Source organism: Fretibacterium sp. OH1220_COT-178, assembly GCF_003860125.1.
In the GTDB taxonomy this organism is placed as follows: domain Bacteria; phylum Synergistota; class Synergistia; order Synergistales; family Aminobacteriaceae; genus CAJPSE01.
Window position 1 is genome coordinate 82,232 of the sequence record NZ_RQYL01000019.1, and the last position, 16,063, is coordinate 98,294.

Annotated in this window: 21 protein-coding genes and 1 tRNA gene; 7 read left to right on the top strand and 15 right to left on the bottom strand. The window is 64.6% G+C overall.

The window, feature by feature from the left end:
• Nucleotides 1-17: 17 nt before the first annotated feature.
• The 3 genes from EII26_RS08660 to yqeC all read right to left on the bottom strand — a co-directional run bounded on the left by EII26_RS08660 (nucleotide 18) and on the right by yqeC (nucleotide 3,000).
• Nucleotides 18-1,499 (bottom strand): sodium:solute symporter family protein, encoded by a 1,482-nt coding sequence (locus EII26_RS08660; protein WP_199735146.1) that lies wholly within the window; start codon nucleotides 1,497-1,499, stop codon nucleotides 18-20.
• Nucleotides 1,500-1,582: 83 nt separating this feature from the next.
• On the bottom strand, nucleotides 1,583-2,188 hold the full coding sequence (locus tag EII26_RS08665; protein ID WP_124888758.1) for a nucleotidyltransferase family protein: 606 nt from the start codon (nucleotides 2,186-2,188) through the stop codon (nucleotides 1,583-1,585).
• On the bottom strand, nucleotides 2,185-3,000 hold the full coding sequence (gene yqeC, locus EII26_RS08670; RefSeq protein ID WP_158612223.1) for a selenium cofactor biosynthesis protein YqeC: 816 nt from the start codon (nucleotides 2,998-3,000) through the stop codon (nucleotides 2,185-2,187). The genes EII26_RS08665 and yqeC overlap by 4 nt, the downstream gene beginning before the upstream one ends.
• A gap of 181 nt (nucleotides 3,001-3,181) precedes the next feature.
• Here yqeC and EII26_RS08675 point away from each other — a divergent pair, with 181 nt between their 5' ends.
• The 6 genes from EII26_RS08675 (at nucleotide 3,182) to EII26_RS08700 (ending at nucleotide 5,299) form a co-directional block, all read left to right on the top strand.
• Nucleotides 3,182-3,409: a DUF1659 domain-containing protein gene (locus EII26_RS08675; protein ID WP_124888760.1), complete on the top strand. Its 228-nt coding sequence runs from the start codon at nucleotides 3,182-3,184 to the stop codon at nucleotides 3,407-3,409.
• A gap of 75 nt (nucleotides 3,410-3,484) precedes the next feature.
• Nucleotides 3,485-3,697: a DUF2922 domain-containing protein gene (locus tag EII26_RS08680; RefSeq protein ID WP_158612224.1), complete on the top strand. Its 213-nt coding sequence runs from the start codon at nucleotides 3,485-3,487 to the stop codon at nucleotides 3,695-3,697.
• Nucleotides 3,698-3,790: 93 nt separating this feature from the next.
• Nucleotides 3,791-3,967 (top strand): YvrJ family protein, encoded by a 177-nt coding sequence (locus tag EII26_RS08685; RefSeq protein ID WP_124888762.1) that lies wholly within the window; start codon nucleotides 3,791-3,793, stop codon nucleotides 3,965-3,967.
• A 3-nt stretch (nucleotides 3,968-3,970) separates the two neighbouring features.
• Complete coding sequence (locus EII26_RS08690; protein ID WP_124888763.1) at nucleotides 3,971-4,348, top strand: D-Ala-D-Ala carboxypeptidase family metallohydrolase; 378 nt, start codon at nucleotides 3,971-3,973, stop codon at nucleotides 4,346-4,348.
• A gap of 329 nt (nucleotides 4,349-4,677) precedes the next feature.
• Nucleotides 4,678-4,860: a type II toxin-antitoxin system HicA family toxin gene (locus tag EII26_RS08695; RefSeq protein WP_124888764.1), complete on the top strand. Its 183-nt coding sequence runs from the start codon at nucleotides 4,678-4,680 to the stop codon at nucleotides 4,858-4,860.
• Between the two features lie 28 nt (nucleotides 4,861-4,888).
• The gene (locus EII26_RS08700) at nucleotides 4,889-5,299 is read left to right on the top strand and encodes a type II toxin-antitoxin system HicB family antitoxin (protein ID WP_124888765.1); all 411 of its coding nucleotides are present in this window, start codon (nucleotides 4,889-4,891) and stop codon (nucleotides 5,297-5,299) included.
• 191 nt (nucleotides 5,300-5,490) lie between these two features.
• Here EII26_RS08700 and EII26_RS08705 read toward each other — a convergent pair.
• The 11 genes from EII26_RS08705 to panB form a co-directional block, all read right to left on the bottom strand.
• Nucleotides 5,491-5,564, bottom strand: a tRNA-Cys gene (locus EII26_RS08705).
• 91 nt (nucleotides 5,565-5,655) lie between these two features.
• Nucleotides 5,656-6,459, bottom strand: coding sequence for a CheR family methyltransferase (locus EII26_RS08710; RefSeq protein WP_124888766.1), 804 nt, complete (start codon nucleotides 6,457-6,459; stop codon nucleotides 5,656-5,658).
• Nucleotides 6,460-6,490: 31 nt separating this feature from the next.
• Nucleotides 6,491-7,048, bottom strand: a complete 558-nt coding sequence (gene frr, locus EII26_RS08715) for a ribosome recycling factor (protein WP_124888767.1) — start codon at nucleotides 7,046-7,048, stop codon at nucleotides 6,491-6,493.
• Nucleotides 7,049-7,116: 68 nt separating this feature from the next.
• Complete coding sequence (gene pyrH, locus EII26_RS08720; protein ID WP_124888768.1) at nucleotides 7,117-7,842, bottom strand: UMP kinase; 726 nt, start codon at nucleotides 7,840-7,842, stop codon at nucleotides 7,117-7,119.
• Between the two features lie 86 nt (nucleotides 7,843-7,928).
• Nucleotides 7,929-8,525: a translation elongation factor Ts gene (gene tsf / locus EII26_RS08725; RefSeq protein WP_124888769.1), complete on the bottom strand. Its 597-nt coding sequence runs from the start codon at nucleotides 8,523-8,525 to the stop codon at nucleotides 7,929-7,931.
• A 2-nt stretch (nucleotides 8,526-8,527) separates the two neighbouring features.
• A complete protein-coding gene (gene rpsB, locus EII26_RS08730) occupies nucleotides 8,528-9,352 on the bottom strand; it encodes a 30S ribosomal protein S2 (RefSeq protein ID WP_124888770.1) in 825 nt (274 codons plus the stop codon).
• A 206-nt stretch (nucleotides 9,353-9,558) separates the two neighbouring features.
• The gene (locus EII26_RS08735; RefSeq protein ID WP_124888771.1) at nucleotides 9,559-10,836 is read right to left on the bottom strand and encodes a TRAP transporter large permease; all 1,278 of its coding nucleotides are present in this window, start codon (nucleotides 10,834-10,836) and stop codon (nucleotides 9,559-9,561) included.
• Complete coding sequence (locus EII26_RS08740) at nucleotides 10,833-11,318, bottom strand: TRAP transporter small permease (protein ID WP_233572682.1); 486 nt, start codon at nucleotides 11,316-11,318, stop codon at nucleotides 10,833-10,835. Before EII26_RS08740 ends, EII26_RS08735 begins: the two co-directional genes overlap by 4 nt.
• 182 nt (nucleotides 11,319-11,500) lie before the next feature.
• The gene (locus tag EII26_RS08745; protein WP_124888772.1) at nucleotides 11,501-12,499 is read right to left on the bottom strand and encodes a TRAP transporter substrate-binding protein; all 999 of its coding nucleotides are present in this window, start codon (nucleotides 12,497-12,499) and stop codon (nucleotides 11,501-11,503) included.
• Between the two features lie 71 nt (nucleotides 12,500-12,570).
• On the bottom strand, nucleotides 12,571-13,494 hold the full coding sequence (locus EII26_RS08750) for a ketopantoate reductase family protein (RefSeq protein ID WP_124888784.1): 924 nt from the start codon (nucleotides 13,492-13,494) through the stop codon (nucleotides 12,571-12,573).
• A 22-nt stretch (nucleotides 13,495-13,516) separates the two neighbouring features.
• Nucleotides 13,517-14,344: a 3-methyl-2-oxobutanoate hydroxymethyltransferase gene (panB, locus tag EII26_RS08755; RefSeq protein WP_124888773.1), complete on the bottom strand. Its 828-nt coding sequence runs from the start codon at nucleotides 14,342-14,344 to the stop codon at nucleotides 13,517-13,519.
• Between the two features lie 439 nt (nucleotides 14,345-14,783).
• On the opposite strand from panB, the gene EII26_RS08760 reads away from it, so the two are divergent.
• On the top strand, nucleotides 14,784-15,530 hold the full coding sequence (locus EII26_RS08760; protein ID WP_124888774.1) for a FadR/GntR family transcriptional regulator: 747 nt from the start codon (nucleotides 14,784-14,786) through the stop codon (nucleotides 15,528-15,530).
• A gap of 158 nt (nucleotides 15,531-15,688) precedes the next feature.
• Here EII26_RS08760 and EII26_RS13130 read toward each other — a convergent pair.
• A partial coding sequence (locus tag EII26_RS13130; protein ID WP_158612225.1) for a hypothetical protein occupies nucleotides 15,689-16,063 on the bottom strand: 375 nt, incomplete at its 5' end.

Consider the following 16,063-nt stretch of genomic DNA (forward strand, 5'->3'; position numbering starts at 1 on the left):
GCGTTGTGGCGAAGGCATCACTCCTCGATCGCCAGCTCCGTGGAGTTGCGGCGCGAGGGCAGGATCAGGCAGACCAGCAGGAAGACGACGAGGCTCAGAAGCAGCCCCACCAAAATCGGCTCGTCCATCAGCCCCAGAAGGACGGGGTGGCTGAGCCCCTTCTGCGCCAGGAAGTCCAGAACCAGCGCTTTGCGGTGCTCCATCATCAGAACGACCGCGCTGCCCGCGATCAGGGAGGCGACGGCCCCGGCCTCGGAGGCGCGCTTCCAGTACAGTCCGAACACGTAGGGGAAGAAGGAGCCCGCGGCCCGGAGCGTGAAGGAGAACATCAGCAGCGTGATGATGTTGCCCACGTTGAAGTAGGCGACGGCCCCGGCCAGAAGGCCGATCACCACCATGGTGACGCGGGTGACGTTCAGGACGCGCCCGCTCGACGCCCGGGGGTTGATGAAGGTCTTGTAGAGGTCGTTGCCGAAGATCGAGCCGGCGCCCAGCAGGTCGGAGTCCGCGCTCGACATGGTCGCGGAGAGGATTCCCGCGAAGAGCAGCCCCACGATGACCGCGGGCATGGTGGCCATGGCCAGGTGCGGCAGGGCGTATTTGGGGCCCTCCTTCAGGATCAGGCCGGAGTCGATCCTGTTCATGTTGATCAGGGCCAGGGTGATGATGCCCAGCAGCGTCGGGATGAAGGCGTAGGCGAAGTTGACGATGGCGGCGATGATGGAGCCCTGACGCGCGGCCCTGCCGTCCCGCGCCGCGTAGTAGCGGGAGACGGCCTCCTGCCCCACGGTGAAGGACGCGACGTACATGATCACGAGCGCTGCGATCTTGTAGGGCCCGATCCCCTTGAAGAGGTCGAAGGTCCCCTCCGGAACGTTCGCTGCGACGTTGCCCATCCCGCCGGCCATGTCGAGCGCGTAGGGCAGGGCCGCCGCCATGCCGAACACGATCAGGAACACCTGCACGAAGTCCGTCAGGGTGACGCTCCAGAGCCCGCCCATGACCGCGTAGACCGTGACCACCACCGTGACGCCCAGAACCGCCATCTTGTAGTCGATCCCCAGCATGACCGAGACGACCGCGGAGGACGCGATGAACTGCGCCGCCGTCAGGCCAATGAGGGGCAGGATCATGATGATGGCGGTGATGGCGCCGGAGAGCGGTCCGTAGCGCCTGCGGAAGTACTCCGGGACCGTCTTGACCTCCGCGGCCCGGAACCTGTGGGCGAGGAAGGTCAGGATGACGAAGGCGATGCCCATCGCGGTGACGTACCACGACGCGCTCAGTCCCCAGGCCCCGAATCCCTTCTCGACAACCCCCAGGGAGCTTCCCCCGCCGATCTCCGTGGCGGCGAGGGTCCCCGCCATCAGCAGCGGCCCGAGCCTGCGGCCCGCGACCATGAAGTCCTCGTTGGAGCTGATCCGGGTCGAGGACCACCAGCCGATGAGCAGCATCAGCAGCATGTAGCCGGCGACGATCAGAATTACCGTGTTCTGCAAGCAAATTCCTCCTCTGCTCTTGGATTGCGAAAAGCCCTCCTCTTTCCGACGAAAGGTCCTTTTCGCGCTATGGGGTCAGCGTATCACATCGCCCCCGTTTTTTCAAAATCCACGGCAGCGCCCTCCGAGAGGGCGGCGTACGCCTCCGGCGTGTCGAGGTCCGCAAAAAGTCCGTCCGGCCCGTCGACCGTCCACAGCTCCTCCCGGTACCGGCGGAGGAGATCCCGCCCGCCCCGGTCCCCCGCCAGGGCCCTCAGACGCCCGCGCCACAGGTCCTCGAAAAAGATCGGGTGCCCAAAGCGGCCGCCGCGGCAGGGCGCCAGGGCTGTGCGTCCCGACGGCCTCCGGTCGAAGGCCCGTCTCAACCGCGCCATGTCGTCCGGCCGGGCGGTGGGCAGGTCGCCCAGCATCAGGCAGAAGGGGCCGGGGGGCAGCGCGTCGAGGCCGATCGCGAGCGACGAGGCGTAGCCGCGTTCCGGGGCCGGGTTGATCCGGACGTCGACGTCCTCTCCCAGGGGGGGCAGCGCACGCCGGGTCGCCTCGGAGAGCACGCAGAAGACCGGGGTCAGGCCCGCAAGACGCAGGTTCCGCAGCACGGCCTCCAGCACCGTCCCGGAACCGAACGGCAGCAGCAGCTTCTGGGTCCCCATGCGGCGCGACAGACCGGCGGCCGGCAGGACGGCGTTCATCGGGTCCGCTCCGGCCGGAGGACGGCGTCGTGGCGCAGCGCGTGCAGGGAGCCCAGGATCAGGAGGTCCCAGGAGCGCAGCGCGCGCGTCAGCCGGGGCAGGAAATCGCGGGCCAGAGCCTCGGCCCTGGGGGCGGGGAGAAGGTCCGACCGGTTCATGAGCAGAAACCTTCTCGCGTTGGGGGTGGGGGGCGCGTTCTTGAGGTAGCCGCGCGGGGACTCCAGCAGCGCCGCCAGGCGCTCCGGGGTCAGAGGATCGCCGGGGCGGAACCCGAAATCCTCCGTCATCCGATCCATGCGGTGGACGTGGGCCTCCGTCAGGGGCTCGTCCAGCCGGTCCGCGCCCAGCACGGCGCAGAGCACCGTCGTCCGGCCCGGGATCGGCGGCTCCCAGTCGGCCCAGGCCTTCAGGGGCTTGTGGCGCGCGCCGTCGGCCTCGCAGACCACGAAATCGGCCGCTCCGGCCTCCCACAGCCGGTCGACCGCCCCGGGGAGGAGCCCCTCCAGCTTCTCCCGGTTCCCGTCCCGCACGTGTCTTTGCGCCGTCGTCAGCGGCGATTGGGAGCGCAGCGCCCTGCGGATGCGCTCCACGCCCTCCGCCGCGGGCTCCTCCCCCGTCAGCAGGAGGGGACCGTCTCCGGCCGCCATCTTGGTCGTGGTGGTCAGAAGCACCGTCCCCCGCCGCGCCAGGACCTGACCCAGAGTGCGGAGCAGGGTCGTCTTGCCCCCGCCGCCCACCAGGCTGACCAGCTCCCGTCCCCCCAGGCCGAAGGGGGCGAAAAAGGCCTCCGGGCCTTGTAACGTCGACATCATGCCGATCCCTCCCATCTTCCTCCTCGCTCCATTATATAGAAATCGCCGGCCCCATGAAAACGGGGACGATTTTTACCGCTTGACAATATACAAATATGCAATATAATAATACTGCAAAAACGAATTGGGCCGGAAAAAGGGCGGGAGGGCAGGGAATTCCCGAGCGAAGGGAGGTGAGGCAATGGCAGTTGTGGAGAATGCGCGCAGGAGCGGGGTTTCGGTGAAGCTGAACGCGGGGAACGACCTGTTGACGGGACGGATGATCGTCAAGAGCTGTTCTCTGGGCAAGATCAAGCCCGAGGCGGATGCCGAGAAGGTCATGCGGATCGTGGACCTGCTGGCGGCCGTTCTGGAGTACCCGGCGGTACGGGTAGAGCGGACGGAGGTCAGGAGCCTGGAGAAGGTCTAGGGCGCCGGGGGAGTCCGGCGTCCCCGAAAGGAGGGGATCCGTTGGGCACATTTTATGGGAAGGGAGGTGATGCGTGTGGCAACACGGTTGAAGCTCGTGTTCACGGGCGTGGGGGACAGGAAGATCGCCATGCAGTTTCCCTACGTGCGCGGCTCCGCGACGGGGGCCGAGGTCAAGGCTCTGATGCAGGGGATCGTGGCCGACGGAGGCGTCTATGTGGACGTCCCGACGGGCATCGTCGGGGCGGAGCTCCTGGACAGCACCAGTACCCCCGTCGACCTGGGGTAGGCGAGAGGAGGAGCCGACGATGCGCCGGCGTGGAGGGGGGGCGCAAGCCCCCCTTTTGATCGACAGGCTGATTGAGGATCGGGGAGGCGAAGGATGGAGACGTTTGTTCAGGCGGCGCTGCAGAACGGTTTTTCGGTGGTGGTGGCCGCGTTTTTGCTGCTTCGGATGGAGCGGGAGCTGAGGGGGCTGAGGGAGGCGATCGATCGGCTGCGGTACTGCCAGAGCTGCCGTTTTGCGCCCCTGGTGCGCGAGGACGGGGAGGGGAGGTAGCGGATGCTCTATGCCGTGGAGTTCTTCCGTCCCGAGGAGTTCGCCTGTCCCTGTTGCGGGAGGGGCCGCCCGGCTCGGCTTCTGGTGCTGTGGCTGGACCTGCTGCGCCGGGCCTGGGACGGCCCTGTGCGCGTCAACTCGGGGTACCGATGCGCGGCGCACAACCGGGAGGTCGGGGGCGCGGAGCGGAGCCGGCATCTGCTGGGATGCGCCGCGGACGTGGCTCCCACGAAACCCGGCGGGGGCGCGTTCCCCGCCCTGGCGCACCGGCTGTGCGCCTTGCCCGGCTGGGAGCTGATCGTCCACGACCGCTTCGTCCACATCGGCGTCCCGACTGCGGAGTCGGAGAGGCCCTGGGACGGGGAGACGCTTTTGCTGTGAGCGGGAGGCCGCCTTGAGGGATGGCCGCGCTGTGCCCCTCCGGCCGTTTGTCGGAGGGGAATGCGATTACGGAGACGATACAACCCCGCTGAACGCGATCGTCATTCGCCTCCCCTGAAAGGGGACGGCCAGACTGCCAGCGATTCCCCGAAGGGGAGGGCTGTGCAGGTTGGCTGTTTTCTTCATCAGGTGGCTCGCGTCAGCGAACCGGAGGGGTTGCTCTTCATGCACAGCCACCCCCCAGCCCCTTTGGGGCAGCCCCCTTTTTTTGTTGACACGTGTCAAAGCACGTACTAAAATCGGGGTGTCAGAGCGGGGAGGTGGGGGGTGTGGGCTCGGACGACATCATTAAGATCATCGAGGCCGACGGATGGTTCGCCGTTGCGCAGAGGGGAAGCCACATTCAGTTCCTCCATACGACGAAGCCCGGAAAGGTGACGGTTCCCGCCAACCGCAAGGACCTCCCCAAGGGCACGGTAAATGCGATACTCAGACAAGCGGGGCTCAAATAGCTCCGCACATTCGAGGCAGGTGGCCGACATGAGAGACCGATACATTTTTCCCGCCGTTTTCAACTATGCCGACGACGGCATCTCCGTTTCCTTCCCCGATCTTCCGGGGTGTTTCACCTGCGGCGATACAGACGAGGAGGCCGTGCGGATGGCCGAGGAGGCCGTGGGGCTCCACCTGTACGGTATGGAGCGGGATGGCGACCCCATCCCCGAGCCCAGCCGAGGCGATCGGCTCGCCGTAGCGCCGAACGAATGCATCTTCCTCGTCGATGTCTGGATGCCCCAGGTCCGGGAGGACGTCGAGCCCGTCTACGTCAAGAAGACCCTGACCATCCCCTCGGACCTGAACGAGGCGGCCAAGCGGGCCAACATCAACTTTTCTCAGGTGCTCGCATCGTCGCTCCGCCAGATCCTCAAAAAACGGCCCGTCCGAAACTGAACAGGGGGTCCTCCGGCTCCGGCATGGAGGCTTTTTGCCGCCCCGTTCCCCCGGCCTTCAGTGGAAACGCACCCAAAAGAGGAGGCCCCCGACGGTTGTGCGTCCGGCCGATCAAAGTGGATTGTCAAAAAGCGAAAACCCCGCTCGAAAGCGGGGTTTTATGCTTTACCGGAGAAATCCGGATATTCTGCTGGAGGCGGCACCCAGATTCGAACTGGGGATAAAGGATTTGCAGTCCTCTGCCTTACCACTTGGCTATGCCGCCCTTTCGGGAAAAGAGGGCCGCCCGTAGCGGGCGACGCGCTCTATTTTAATAGGAAGTCCGCACTTCGTCAAGGAAAAAACGGGTCGGGCGCCTATTTGCGCGTGTAGAGGAAGGGGCCCGCCATCTCGAAGCCCATCTTCTTGTAGTCGAAGATCTGCTCGGTGGAGCCGACCAAAAAGTATCCGCCCGGGGCCAGGGCGTTGAAGAATTTGACGTAGAGCAGGGATTTGGTCTCCGCCGTGAAGTAGATGACGACGTTGCGGCAGAGGATGACGTCGAACCCGCTTCCGAAGGGGTCGTCGATCATGTTGAAGCGCTTGAACGTCACGCGGCGCCTGATCTCGGCGTTCACCTCGTAGGTCTCGCCGCCGTCGCGCGTCGTGAAGTACTTGGACAGGTACTCCGGCGGGACGTTCAGGAGCTGGCGCTTGAGGTAGACGCCCTTCTGGGCGATGGCGATGGCCCCCTGATCGATGTCCGCGGCCAGCACGGGGGTCGTGGCGTCCAGCCCGCAGACGGCCGAAAGGATGGCCAGGGAGTACGGCTCCTCGCCCGTCGCGCAGCCCGCGCTCCAGAGCTTCAGCCGCTTGTGCCCGCGCTTTTTAATCAGCTCCGGGATGATCTGGTCCCTCAGCTTCCACCACTGGTTGTCGTTGCGGAAGAACTCCGAGACGTTGATCGTCAGGTGGTCCAGAAACTCCCTCAGCTTCCGGTCGTCGTTCTTGATCGTGTTGAAGTACTCGTCATAGGTCTTGACGTTCCAACGGTCCATCAGCATGTGGACCCGCCGGTGGATCTGATTCTTGTAGGAATTCAGATCCAAGCCGATGATCTTGCGCAGCTTCTGCTTGAACGTCTCGTACTCGGGCGAGTTGTACTGGTTCAGTTCTTCCATCAGGATTCTTCCCCTCCGGCGGCGCGCCGAATCAGTCCTCCAGGACTTCCTTCTCCTTGGCCTTGTAGGCCTCGTCCACCTTCTTGATGTACTCGTCCGTCACGTCCTGGACGTCCTTGGAGTACTTCTTGAGGTCGTCCTCGGTGATGGCGGAGTCCTTCTCCAGCTTCTTGAGGGCCTCCACGGAGTCGCGGCGGTGGTTCCTCAGGACCACGCGGGCCTCCTCCGCCTTCTTCGCCAGGAGTTTCGTCAGCTCGACCCGGCGCTCCCGCGTGAGCTCCGGCAGGGTCAGGCGCACGGACTCCCCGTCGTTCTGGGGCGTGATTCCGAGGTTCGAGGCGAGGATCGCCTTCTCGATCGCCTTCAGGCTCGAGCGGTCGAAGGGCGAGATCTGGAGCTTGCGCCCCTCGGGGACCGTGATGTTCGCCATCTGCTTGAGGGGCGTCGGCGTGCCGTAGTAGTCCGCCTTGATGTCGCTCACCAGGCCCGGATGCGCCCGCCCGGTCCGGATCGCCAGGTACTCGTTATGCAAAAAAGCCAGGGCCTTCTCCATCTTGTCCCTCAGCTGTTTGATCTCGTTCTTGGGCATAACGTCTCCTCCTCTCGTGTTCTCGACCGCCCCTCGCGGGGTACGGCCAGGAAAACGGGGGTCCCCGGTCACTCGGGCTCCCCCTCCTCTACGATTGTACCAATTCGCTCGCCTTTGACAAGCGCCGAAACGAGGCAGCCCGGACTTTGGACGTCCAGGACGAGGATCGGGATCCCGTTCTCGCGGCAGAGGGAGAAGGCCGAGGCGTCCATCACCTCGATGCCGTCCCGCAGCGCCTCGCGGTAGGTGATGCGCGAGAGGAACTTGGCGTCCGCATGGGTTTTGGGATCCTTGTCGTAGATGCCGTCGACCTTGGTCCCCTTCACCATGCAGTCCGCGCCCATCTCCGCCGCGCGCAGCGCCGCGGTGGTGTCCGTGGAGAAGAAGGGGGACCCGGTGCCCGCGGCGAAGATCACCACGCGCCCCTTCTCCATGTGCCGCAGGGCCCGGCGGCGGATGTAGGGCTCGGCGACGGCCCGCATCTCGATCGCGGTTTGGACGCGCGTGGGCACCCCCAGCTTCTCCAGGACGTCCTGGAGCCCCAGGGCGTTGATGACCGTGCCCAGCATCCCCATGTAGTCGGCCTGCGCCCGCTCGATGCCCAGCGTCTGGATGTCCCTGCCGCGCAGCATGTTGCCGCCCCCCACCACCATGCACAGCTGGATGCCCGCGTTGTAGACCGCCGCGAGCTCCGCCCCGATCCGACGCATGGCGTCGAAGTCGAGGCCGAAATGTTTGTCGCCGGCCAGGACCTCGCCGGAGAGCTTGAGGAGCACTCTGTTGTATTTAGGCATCGCAATCCCCCTTTACATAAAACTCCGGCGCGGAGTCGGTCTCGTCCACGCCGGAGTTCTCATTTCACGAAACTATGGATAAAAGGTCACTCCCCGATCATGAACCGGGCGAAGCGCCGGACGACGATGTTCTCGCCCAGCTTGGCGATCGTCTCGACGACCAGGTCGTTGATCTTCTTGTCGGGGTCGCGGATGTAGCCCTGCTCCATCAGGCAGGTCGACTCGTAGAACTTGCGGACCTTGCCCTCCACGATCTTCTCGATGCGGTCCTCGGGCTTGCCCTCGTCGCGGAGCTGCTGGCGGTAGATCTCCTTCTCGCGCTCCAGGTCCTCGGCCGGAACGTCCTCGGCCCGCAGGTACAGGGGGTTCGCCGCCGTGATGTGCATGGCGATCTCGTGCCCCAGGGCGTTGAACTCGTCCGTCTTGGCGACGAAGTCCGTCTCGCTGTTCAGCTCCAGAAGGGCCCCCACCTTGAAGTTGTTGTGGACGTAGTGGAAGATGCGGCCGTCGCTCGCCGTGCGGGAGGCCTTCTTGGCCGCCTTGGCGAGCCCCTTCTCGCGAAGGTAGTCGATGGCCTTCTCCACGCTGCCGCCGACCTCGGCCAGGGCCTTCTTGCAATCCATCATCCCGGAGCCGGTGCGCTCCCGGAGCTCCTTGACCGCGCTTGCGGAAATGTCTGCCATGATCAACGGTCCTCCTCGTCCTCGCTCTGTCCGCTGCCGTAGGTATCGTGCAGGCGCTCGCGGACGGCGATCAGATCCTCTTCCTTGACGTCGACGGGCGCGGCTTCCTCGGCGTCCTTCTCCGCTTCGGCCGCGGCATCGTCCTCTCCCTGGCGCCCCTCGATCACGGCGTTGGCCATGAGGCCGGTGATCAGCTTGATGGCGCGGATGGCGTCGTCGTTGCCGGGAATGGGGTAGTCGATCACCTCGGGGTCGCAGTTCGTGTCCACGATGGAGACCACCGGCACGCCCAGCTTGCGGGCCTCGGCGATGGCGTTCTCCTCGCGGCGCGGGTCGATGAGGAAGATCGCGTCGGGAACGGCGGTCATCTTGGCGATGCCGCCCAGGTACTTCTCCAGCTTCAGCTGCTCCTTACGCAGCGTGGCGAGCTCCTTCTTGGAGAACTTCTCCCACGTGTTGTCCTCGTCGTACTTGCGGAGCTCCAGCATGCGCTGAACGCGCTTGCGGATCGTGGGGAAATTCGTCATCAGGCCGCCCAGCCAGCGCTGGTTGATGAAATGCTGGCCGCAGCGCGTCGCCTCGTCGCGGATCGTGTCCTGCGCCTGGCGCTTCGTCCCGACGAAGAGCACCGTGCCCCCCTCCGAGACCGTCGTGCGGATGAAATCGTACGCCTTGTCCAAGCCCCTCACGGTCTTCTGCAGGTCGATGATGTAGACCCCGTTGCGCTCCGTGAAGATGTAGGGCTTCATCTTGGGGTTCCAGCGCCTCGTCTGGTGCCCGAAGTGCACCCCGCACTCCAGCAACTGCTTCATGCTCACAACTGCCACTTTTTCAACCTCCCAAAGGTTAAGCCTCCGCCCGGCGCTTCGATTTGGAGCCAAAAATCCCGCACCCGTCCACGGACAATGCGCGGGACACCTTCGCGGCCCCGCGCCGAGCGTGTGTGATCGTCAACACGCAGGACAGTATATCAGAAACCCCCGTTTTTGTGGACGGGGTTTCCCGCCTCCCGAACGTTCCGCTTCCCGTCCCGTCAGTAGAGCCCCATCAGGCGCGGCAGCGCCGTGCTCAGAAACGGCAGGTAGCTGAGCAGGAGGATGTCGAGGATCATCACGAGGATGAAGGGGAGGGCCGCACGTGAGATGTCCTCGAGCGATATCCTGGCGATGCCGCAGCTGACGAAGAGGCAGACCCCCAGCGGGGGCGTCACCATGCCGATCGCGAGGTTGACGACGATGACGATGCCGAAGTGCAGGGGGTCGACCCCGATCGTCCGCAGGACGGGCATCAGCACCGGGACCAGGATGATGATGGAGGCGACCGTCTCCATGAACGTCCCGACGAAGAGCAGCAGCAGGTTGATCATCAGGAGGATGACCACGGGATTGGAGGAGAGCGCCAGCATCCCCTCGGCCACCATCTGCGGCACGCGCCTGGAGGTGATCACCCAGCTGAAGGCCGAGGAGGTCCCGATGATGAAGAGGATCACCGCCGTGCTGACCGCCGTGTTCACGAAGATGGCCTTGAGCTGGCCGAGTCGGAGCTCCCGGTAGACGAAGAGCCCGACGAGGAGTCCGTAGACCACGGCCACGACGGCGGCCTCCGTCGGCGTGAAGACCCCGCCGTAGATTCCCCCCAGGATGATGGCGGGCATCAGGAGGGCCCAGAAGGCGTCGCGAAACGCGGCCGCCCGCTCGGCCCACGAATAGCGCCGCTCGCCGCGGTAGCCGCGCCGCCTTGCGATCAGCCACGCGACGAAGATGAGGGAGGACCCGACCAGGACCCCGGGGACCACGCCCCCCATGAAGAGCGCGCCGACCGAGACGCCGGTCATGACCCCGTAGATGATCATCGGGATGCTGGGCGGGATCATCACGCCCAATGTCCCGGCCGTGGCCTGAACCGCCGCCGTGTAGGGCTTTCCGTAGCCCCGCGCCACCATCTCGGGGATCAGGACGCTCCCGATCGCGGCGACGCAGGCCGCCGCCGCCCCCGAGATGGCCCCGAAGAACATGCTGGCGATGATGGCGACGAAGGCCAGCCCGCCGGAGAAATGCCCCACGAAGGTGTTCGCCAGGTGTATGAGGCGGCGCGATATCCCCCCGGTCTCCATGAGGGCCCCGGCCAGGATGAAGAAGGGAACGGCCATGAGGGGGAAGGAGTCCATGGCGGTGAACATCTTCTGGACGAGCACCGTCGGCGGTATCGAGCTCAGCACCAGCGTCAGGAGCGTCGCGCTCCCGATGGACAGGGCAATGGGGATGTTGAGGAGGAACAGCACGATCAGCGTGGCGAAGAGGAGCCCCATCATTGCGCCTTCCCCTCCCCAACGAGCTGCAGCGCCACGGACTCCAGTGCGTAGAGCAGCATCAGCCCCCCGCCCACGACCAGCGCGCCGTAGGGCAGGGCCATCGATATCTCCATCGCCGGGGACTCCTGGGCGGATACGACCCCCAGAAGGCGCATCCCGTAAAAGATCAGCCCGCCGCAGAAGAGCGCGGCGATCAGGGAACCGAACACCTCGACCGCCCGCTTCAGCCGGGGCGGAAAGAGCATCGTCAGGGCCTCGACCCCGATATGCCCCTTTCGGCGCAGGCCGATCCCGGCCCCCAGCATGGAGAGCCACACCATGATGTAGCGGCTGGCCTCCTCGGACCACGGCAGCGACGCCCGCAGGACGAAGCGGAAGATGACCTGCGCGAAGACGATCGCCACCATCGCCCCCACGAGAAAGAACAGCACGTACTCCGTAAACCCCTGAACGAAATCCAGAAACCTCGAGACCCGTCGCATACGACAATCCTCCCCGAACTCTTCTGTGGCAAAACGCCGAACGGCACGCGGCAGGCGCGGAACGGCCTCCTCAGGCCCACCCGGCGAGATGCAGGAGCCTCCGGGCGTCGGCGTTGCCTATAAGAAGGGAGCGCGGCGAAGCACCGCGCCCCCGACTTTCAAAAACGGTCGATCCCGCGCCCCTAGGGCTTGGAGTTCACGATCTTGTCCAGCAGCTCCGCGGCGTCCCCGAGCTCTCCGCGGAAATCCTCGTAGACCTTCCCGGATGCCTCCCTCAAGGGCTCGATGTCGGGCGTCGTGACCTCCATGCCGTTCTTCTTCAGGGTCTCGACGTACTCCTGTTCCATCTTGTCGCAGACCTCGCGCTGATAGAGCGCGGCCTCCTGCGCGGCTGCCGCGAGAACCTCCCGGTATTCCTCGGGCAGCGAGGCGAACACGGGCTGGGCGATGGCGATCATGGCGGGGGAGAACACGTGGCGCGTCAGGGCCAGATGCTTCTGGACCTCGAAGAGCTTGGAGGTGTAGATGACGGGCACGGGGTTCTCCTGGCCGTCGATGGTCCCCTGCTGCAGCGCCGTGAAGACCTCGCTCCACGCCATCGGTGTCGGGTCCGCCCCCAGCAGGCGCCACATCGCCATGTGCACCTTGTTCTCCTGCGTGCGGATCTTGAGCTCCGCGATATCCTTCAGCTCGTTGACCGGGCGCTTGGAGTTGGTGAGGTTGCGGAACCCGTTCTCCATCCACGCCAGGCCGCGGATCCCCTTGGGCTCCAGCAGTCCCAGAATGTGGCGGCCGATCTCACCGTCCAGGACGCCGTAGACATGGGCTTTGTCCTTGAAAAGGAACGGGAAGTCGAAGATGAGGAAGCGCTTCTCGAACCCGCCGACCGGCCCCGTGGAGCCGACGTACATGTCGATGGTCCCGAGCTGGAGCCCCTCCAGAATGTCCCGCTCGCCGGTGCCCAGCTGGTTGTTGGGGAAGATGTCGATCTGCACGTCCCCCTTGGTACGCTCCTCGACCAGCTCCTTGAAGCGGACGGCCCCGTGATGGTACGCGTTCTCCACCGGGACCGCATGGCCCAGCTTGAGGACGAACTTGGCCTCGGCCGAAGCCGTCCCCGCGAACAGAACGGCCGAAAGCAAAAACGCGACAAAGAGAACAGCCTTGAAACGACACTTCATTCTCTGACCCTCCTCATTCGATTTGGCGATACCGCGCCGATAAAGAGCAAAACGCTCCTCCCGCACCCGGGCTACTGCTCGTAGGTCCTCTCCCGGACCTGGATCAGCTTCGTCAGCACCGTATTGACGGGGACGGGGACCCCAAGCCTCTCCCCCTCCTCGACCACGGCGCCGTTGATCACGGAGATCTCCGTCCGGCGCTTGGCCAGGACGTCCTGAAGCATCGACGAACGGTTCTCCCCCGTCCTTTTGGCGATGGCCCGCGTGTGCTCCAGGGGGTCGTCGACCTCGAAGCGGATCCCCTTGGCCCCCGCCACCGCACAGGCCTCCTCGATGGCCGCCCGCATCAGATCCTCCGTCTCGGGGTGCTCGACGAGCTGCCCGTTCCTCAGGCCCGTCACGGCCGTCAGGGCGTTGATGCCGACGTTGACGATCAGTTTGGTCCAGATCAGCCCCATGACGTTCTCCGAGATCTTCGTGACGATGCCGGCCTTCTCGAATGCCGAGGCCAGCGCGGCGATGCGCTCGGACCGGGTGCCGTCCTGCTCGCCGATCACCGTATCGCCCGAACCGGCGTGGCGGATGCGCCCCGGCCCCAGCAGCGTGGAACCGTGCCCGGTGGTCCCGGCCACGACGTGAGCGGCCCCCGCCGCGGCGTTGAGCTTCTCGACGTTGCCCAGGCCGTTCTGCAGCGTCAAGACCATCGTCCGCTCCCCAAGCAGTCCCAGAGCGTCCCGCATGGCGGATTCGGTCAGGGTGGCCTTCACGAATACGATCACGAGGTCGGCGACCCCGGCCTCGGAGGGGTGCGTCACCGCACGGATTTTCTTGATCCGGCGGACCCGGTCCGGCTCCTCGATCTCGAGTCCCGAGGCGTTGAGCGCCTCGACATGCTCACGCCAGACGTCGATCAGGAAGACCTCGTGCCCCGCCTCCGCCAGCGTTCCCCCATAGAGGCAACCCATTGCCCCCGCGCCCAGAATGGCGACCTTCATCGGTCTCACTCCTCCGGCACGATCAATAGATCTTCCCGATGTCGTCCTTGCTGAGCCCGCCGAAGACGTACTCGTCGCTGGGGAACTTGACGTCGCGGACCTCCTGCTTGTAGTCCTGCAGCGCCTTGACGATCTGGTCCCCGATGTCGGCGTACTTCTTGACGAACTTCGGGCGGAAGCGGTCGAACATCCCGAGGAGGTCGTGATAGACCAGCACCTGCCCGTCGCAGTAGCGGCCGGCGCCGATGCCGATCACGGGGATCTTCACGGCCTCGGTGATCGCGCGGCCCAGCTCCTCGGGCACGCACTCCACGACCAGGGAGAACGCTCCGGCCTCCTCCAGGGCCTTCGCCTGCTCCACGATCTTCCGAGCCGCATCCATGTTCTTGCCCTGCAGCTTGAACCCGCCCAGAAGTCCGGCCGTCTGGGGGGTCAGGCCGATGTGCCCCTGCACGCCGATCCCGGCCTCGACCATGCGCCGCACCGTCTCGGGCATGCAGCCCTCCAGCTTGACGACGTCGCAGCCGCCCTCCTTCAGCAGGCGGTTGGCGCTGCGGATGGCCTGCTCCGGCCCCTCGTTGTAGGACCCGAACACGAGGTCCCCGACGATCATGGGGGAGGGCGCGCCCTTCACGACGGCCTTGATGTGGTGCACCATCTGGTCCGTCGTCAGGGGAACCGTGGAGTCGTTGCCCAGCATGGTCATGGACATGCTGTCCCCCACCAGGATCATCTCGATCCCCGCCTTCTCGACCAGGGTCGCCTGGCCGAAGTCGTAGGCCGTGACGTAGCTGATTTTCTCCCCGTTCTGCTTCATCTCCTGGAGCTTCTGAATCGTTACCTTAGCCATGATGCAAGACCTCCCTCAGGATTTTGTGGAAGACGACGGGCTCACCGCCCGGATACAACGCAGGATCGTGCCGAAAAATCGCGCCGTTTTCCCAATAGGGCCGCCGGCTTCATTCTGGAGCATTGTCTTTTACGCAAAAATTCAGTCATTTTAAAAGAAACACCCTTCAAGGCTCGAGGACGATGTGAGAGCCGGTGAAACGAACGACGAACAAAACAAAAAAGCGATGGGAATGTTGAAAAACGAGAATATCGATTTTGGTTATACCAGTTGATCTTACCTTTTCACTTTTGTGTCATAATAGCATAAAAGCGAAAGCTGTAAAGCCGCAGGAGAATTTCGCACGCAGGGCTGTTTTGCGAACAAACCATCGGGCCTGTCCGTTTGTTTTTGCGAATATCGACAATTTTTCGGGACTTTTTGGGATGGTGCCACGCAAATGGAGACGAAACGGGAACGGCTGATTCAGAGACTGACCGAGGAGATCCAAACGGGGTGCTTTCGGGCCGCCTCGCGATTGCCGCCGGAGCGCGTCCTGATGGAGCGGATGGGGGTGACGCGGACCCTCCTCAGGGAGGCCCTGATGACGATGGAGGGCATGGGCAGGATCTCCATCGAGGGACGGAGCGGCATCACCATCGTTCGGAACGGGGAGGAAAAAATAGGCCAGGGCATCGAGAGGCTGGCTCAGTGGCCGTCGGTCCTGAGCGGGGAGATCCTGGAGGTCCGGCTGATTCTCGAGGTCCCCGCCGCGAAGTTCGCCGCCAAAGCACGGAGCGAAGCGGACCTGGAGCAGATGGATCGGTGCCTTGCCGCCCTTTCGGCCTTCGACCACCGCGACGAAAAGGACTACGCCCGCGGGGACGAATGGGACTTCCTGCTGCACCAGACCATCATGAGGGCGGCGGGGAACGAGCTGCTGCTGCGCGTCTACGAGGGCGTGGCCTCCCTGATGCGGGACTTCACGCGGCGCTACCGGGGCGTGCTCTTCAACCGCATCGCCGGATGGGCCGAGAGGGCCTTCCGGGAGCACACGCAGCTGGTCGAGGCCATCCGTGCCCGGAACCCGGAGGAGGCGGGGGAGACGATGCACCGTCATCTATGCCGCACCCTGAAGATCGACCGTTTCGTGAACGATCCGCCCGACCGGTCCGCCCGGGATGTGTTCTGCGGAGAAATTTCCTGACCGGCGGGAGCAGCCGGCGCCAGGCCAAGGATGTCTTCTGCCGATTCTATCGGGCGGCAGGGCTCCCATCCTGTGCGGCGGAGGAGAAATGCCCCTTATCGTTGGGCAGGGCTGCCCGTCCCATCCGCCTGATCGGGCCAAGCTCCTAAACCGCCTTATCACTTCGCCACAGGAATGCTCAGATAGCCGTATTTCCTTTTCTCATACCGCTGTACCTTTTGCCTCACCCTTACCCGCAACGTCCCCTCCATGACCTCTTTTACTCCCACGGGCTCAAGCCACACCGGCAGAGGGTACAATTTGCCCGTTCGGTCGATAAGGCTGTAGTTTGCCTCCTCATCCCCCATAACCATACGGGTCTCATGGGTCCCCCTCTCACTCTGTACAACCATATAGCCCTCACGAAAGACGCCAAGAGGCTCCTCGGAGAACCGGAAGAGAACCTTCCCCGTCTCGTCGATCACCCCAAACGCGTCCTTGGTGGATTCGGGGTCGGAGAGAGCCACCGACGCCAGCCCCTCGGAGAACCGGTA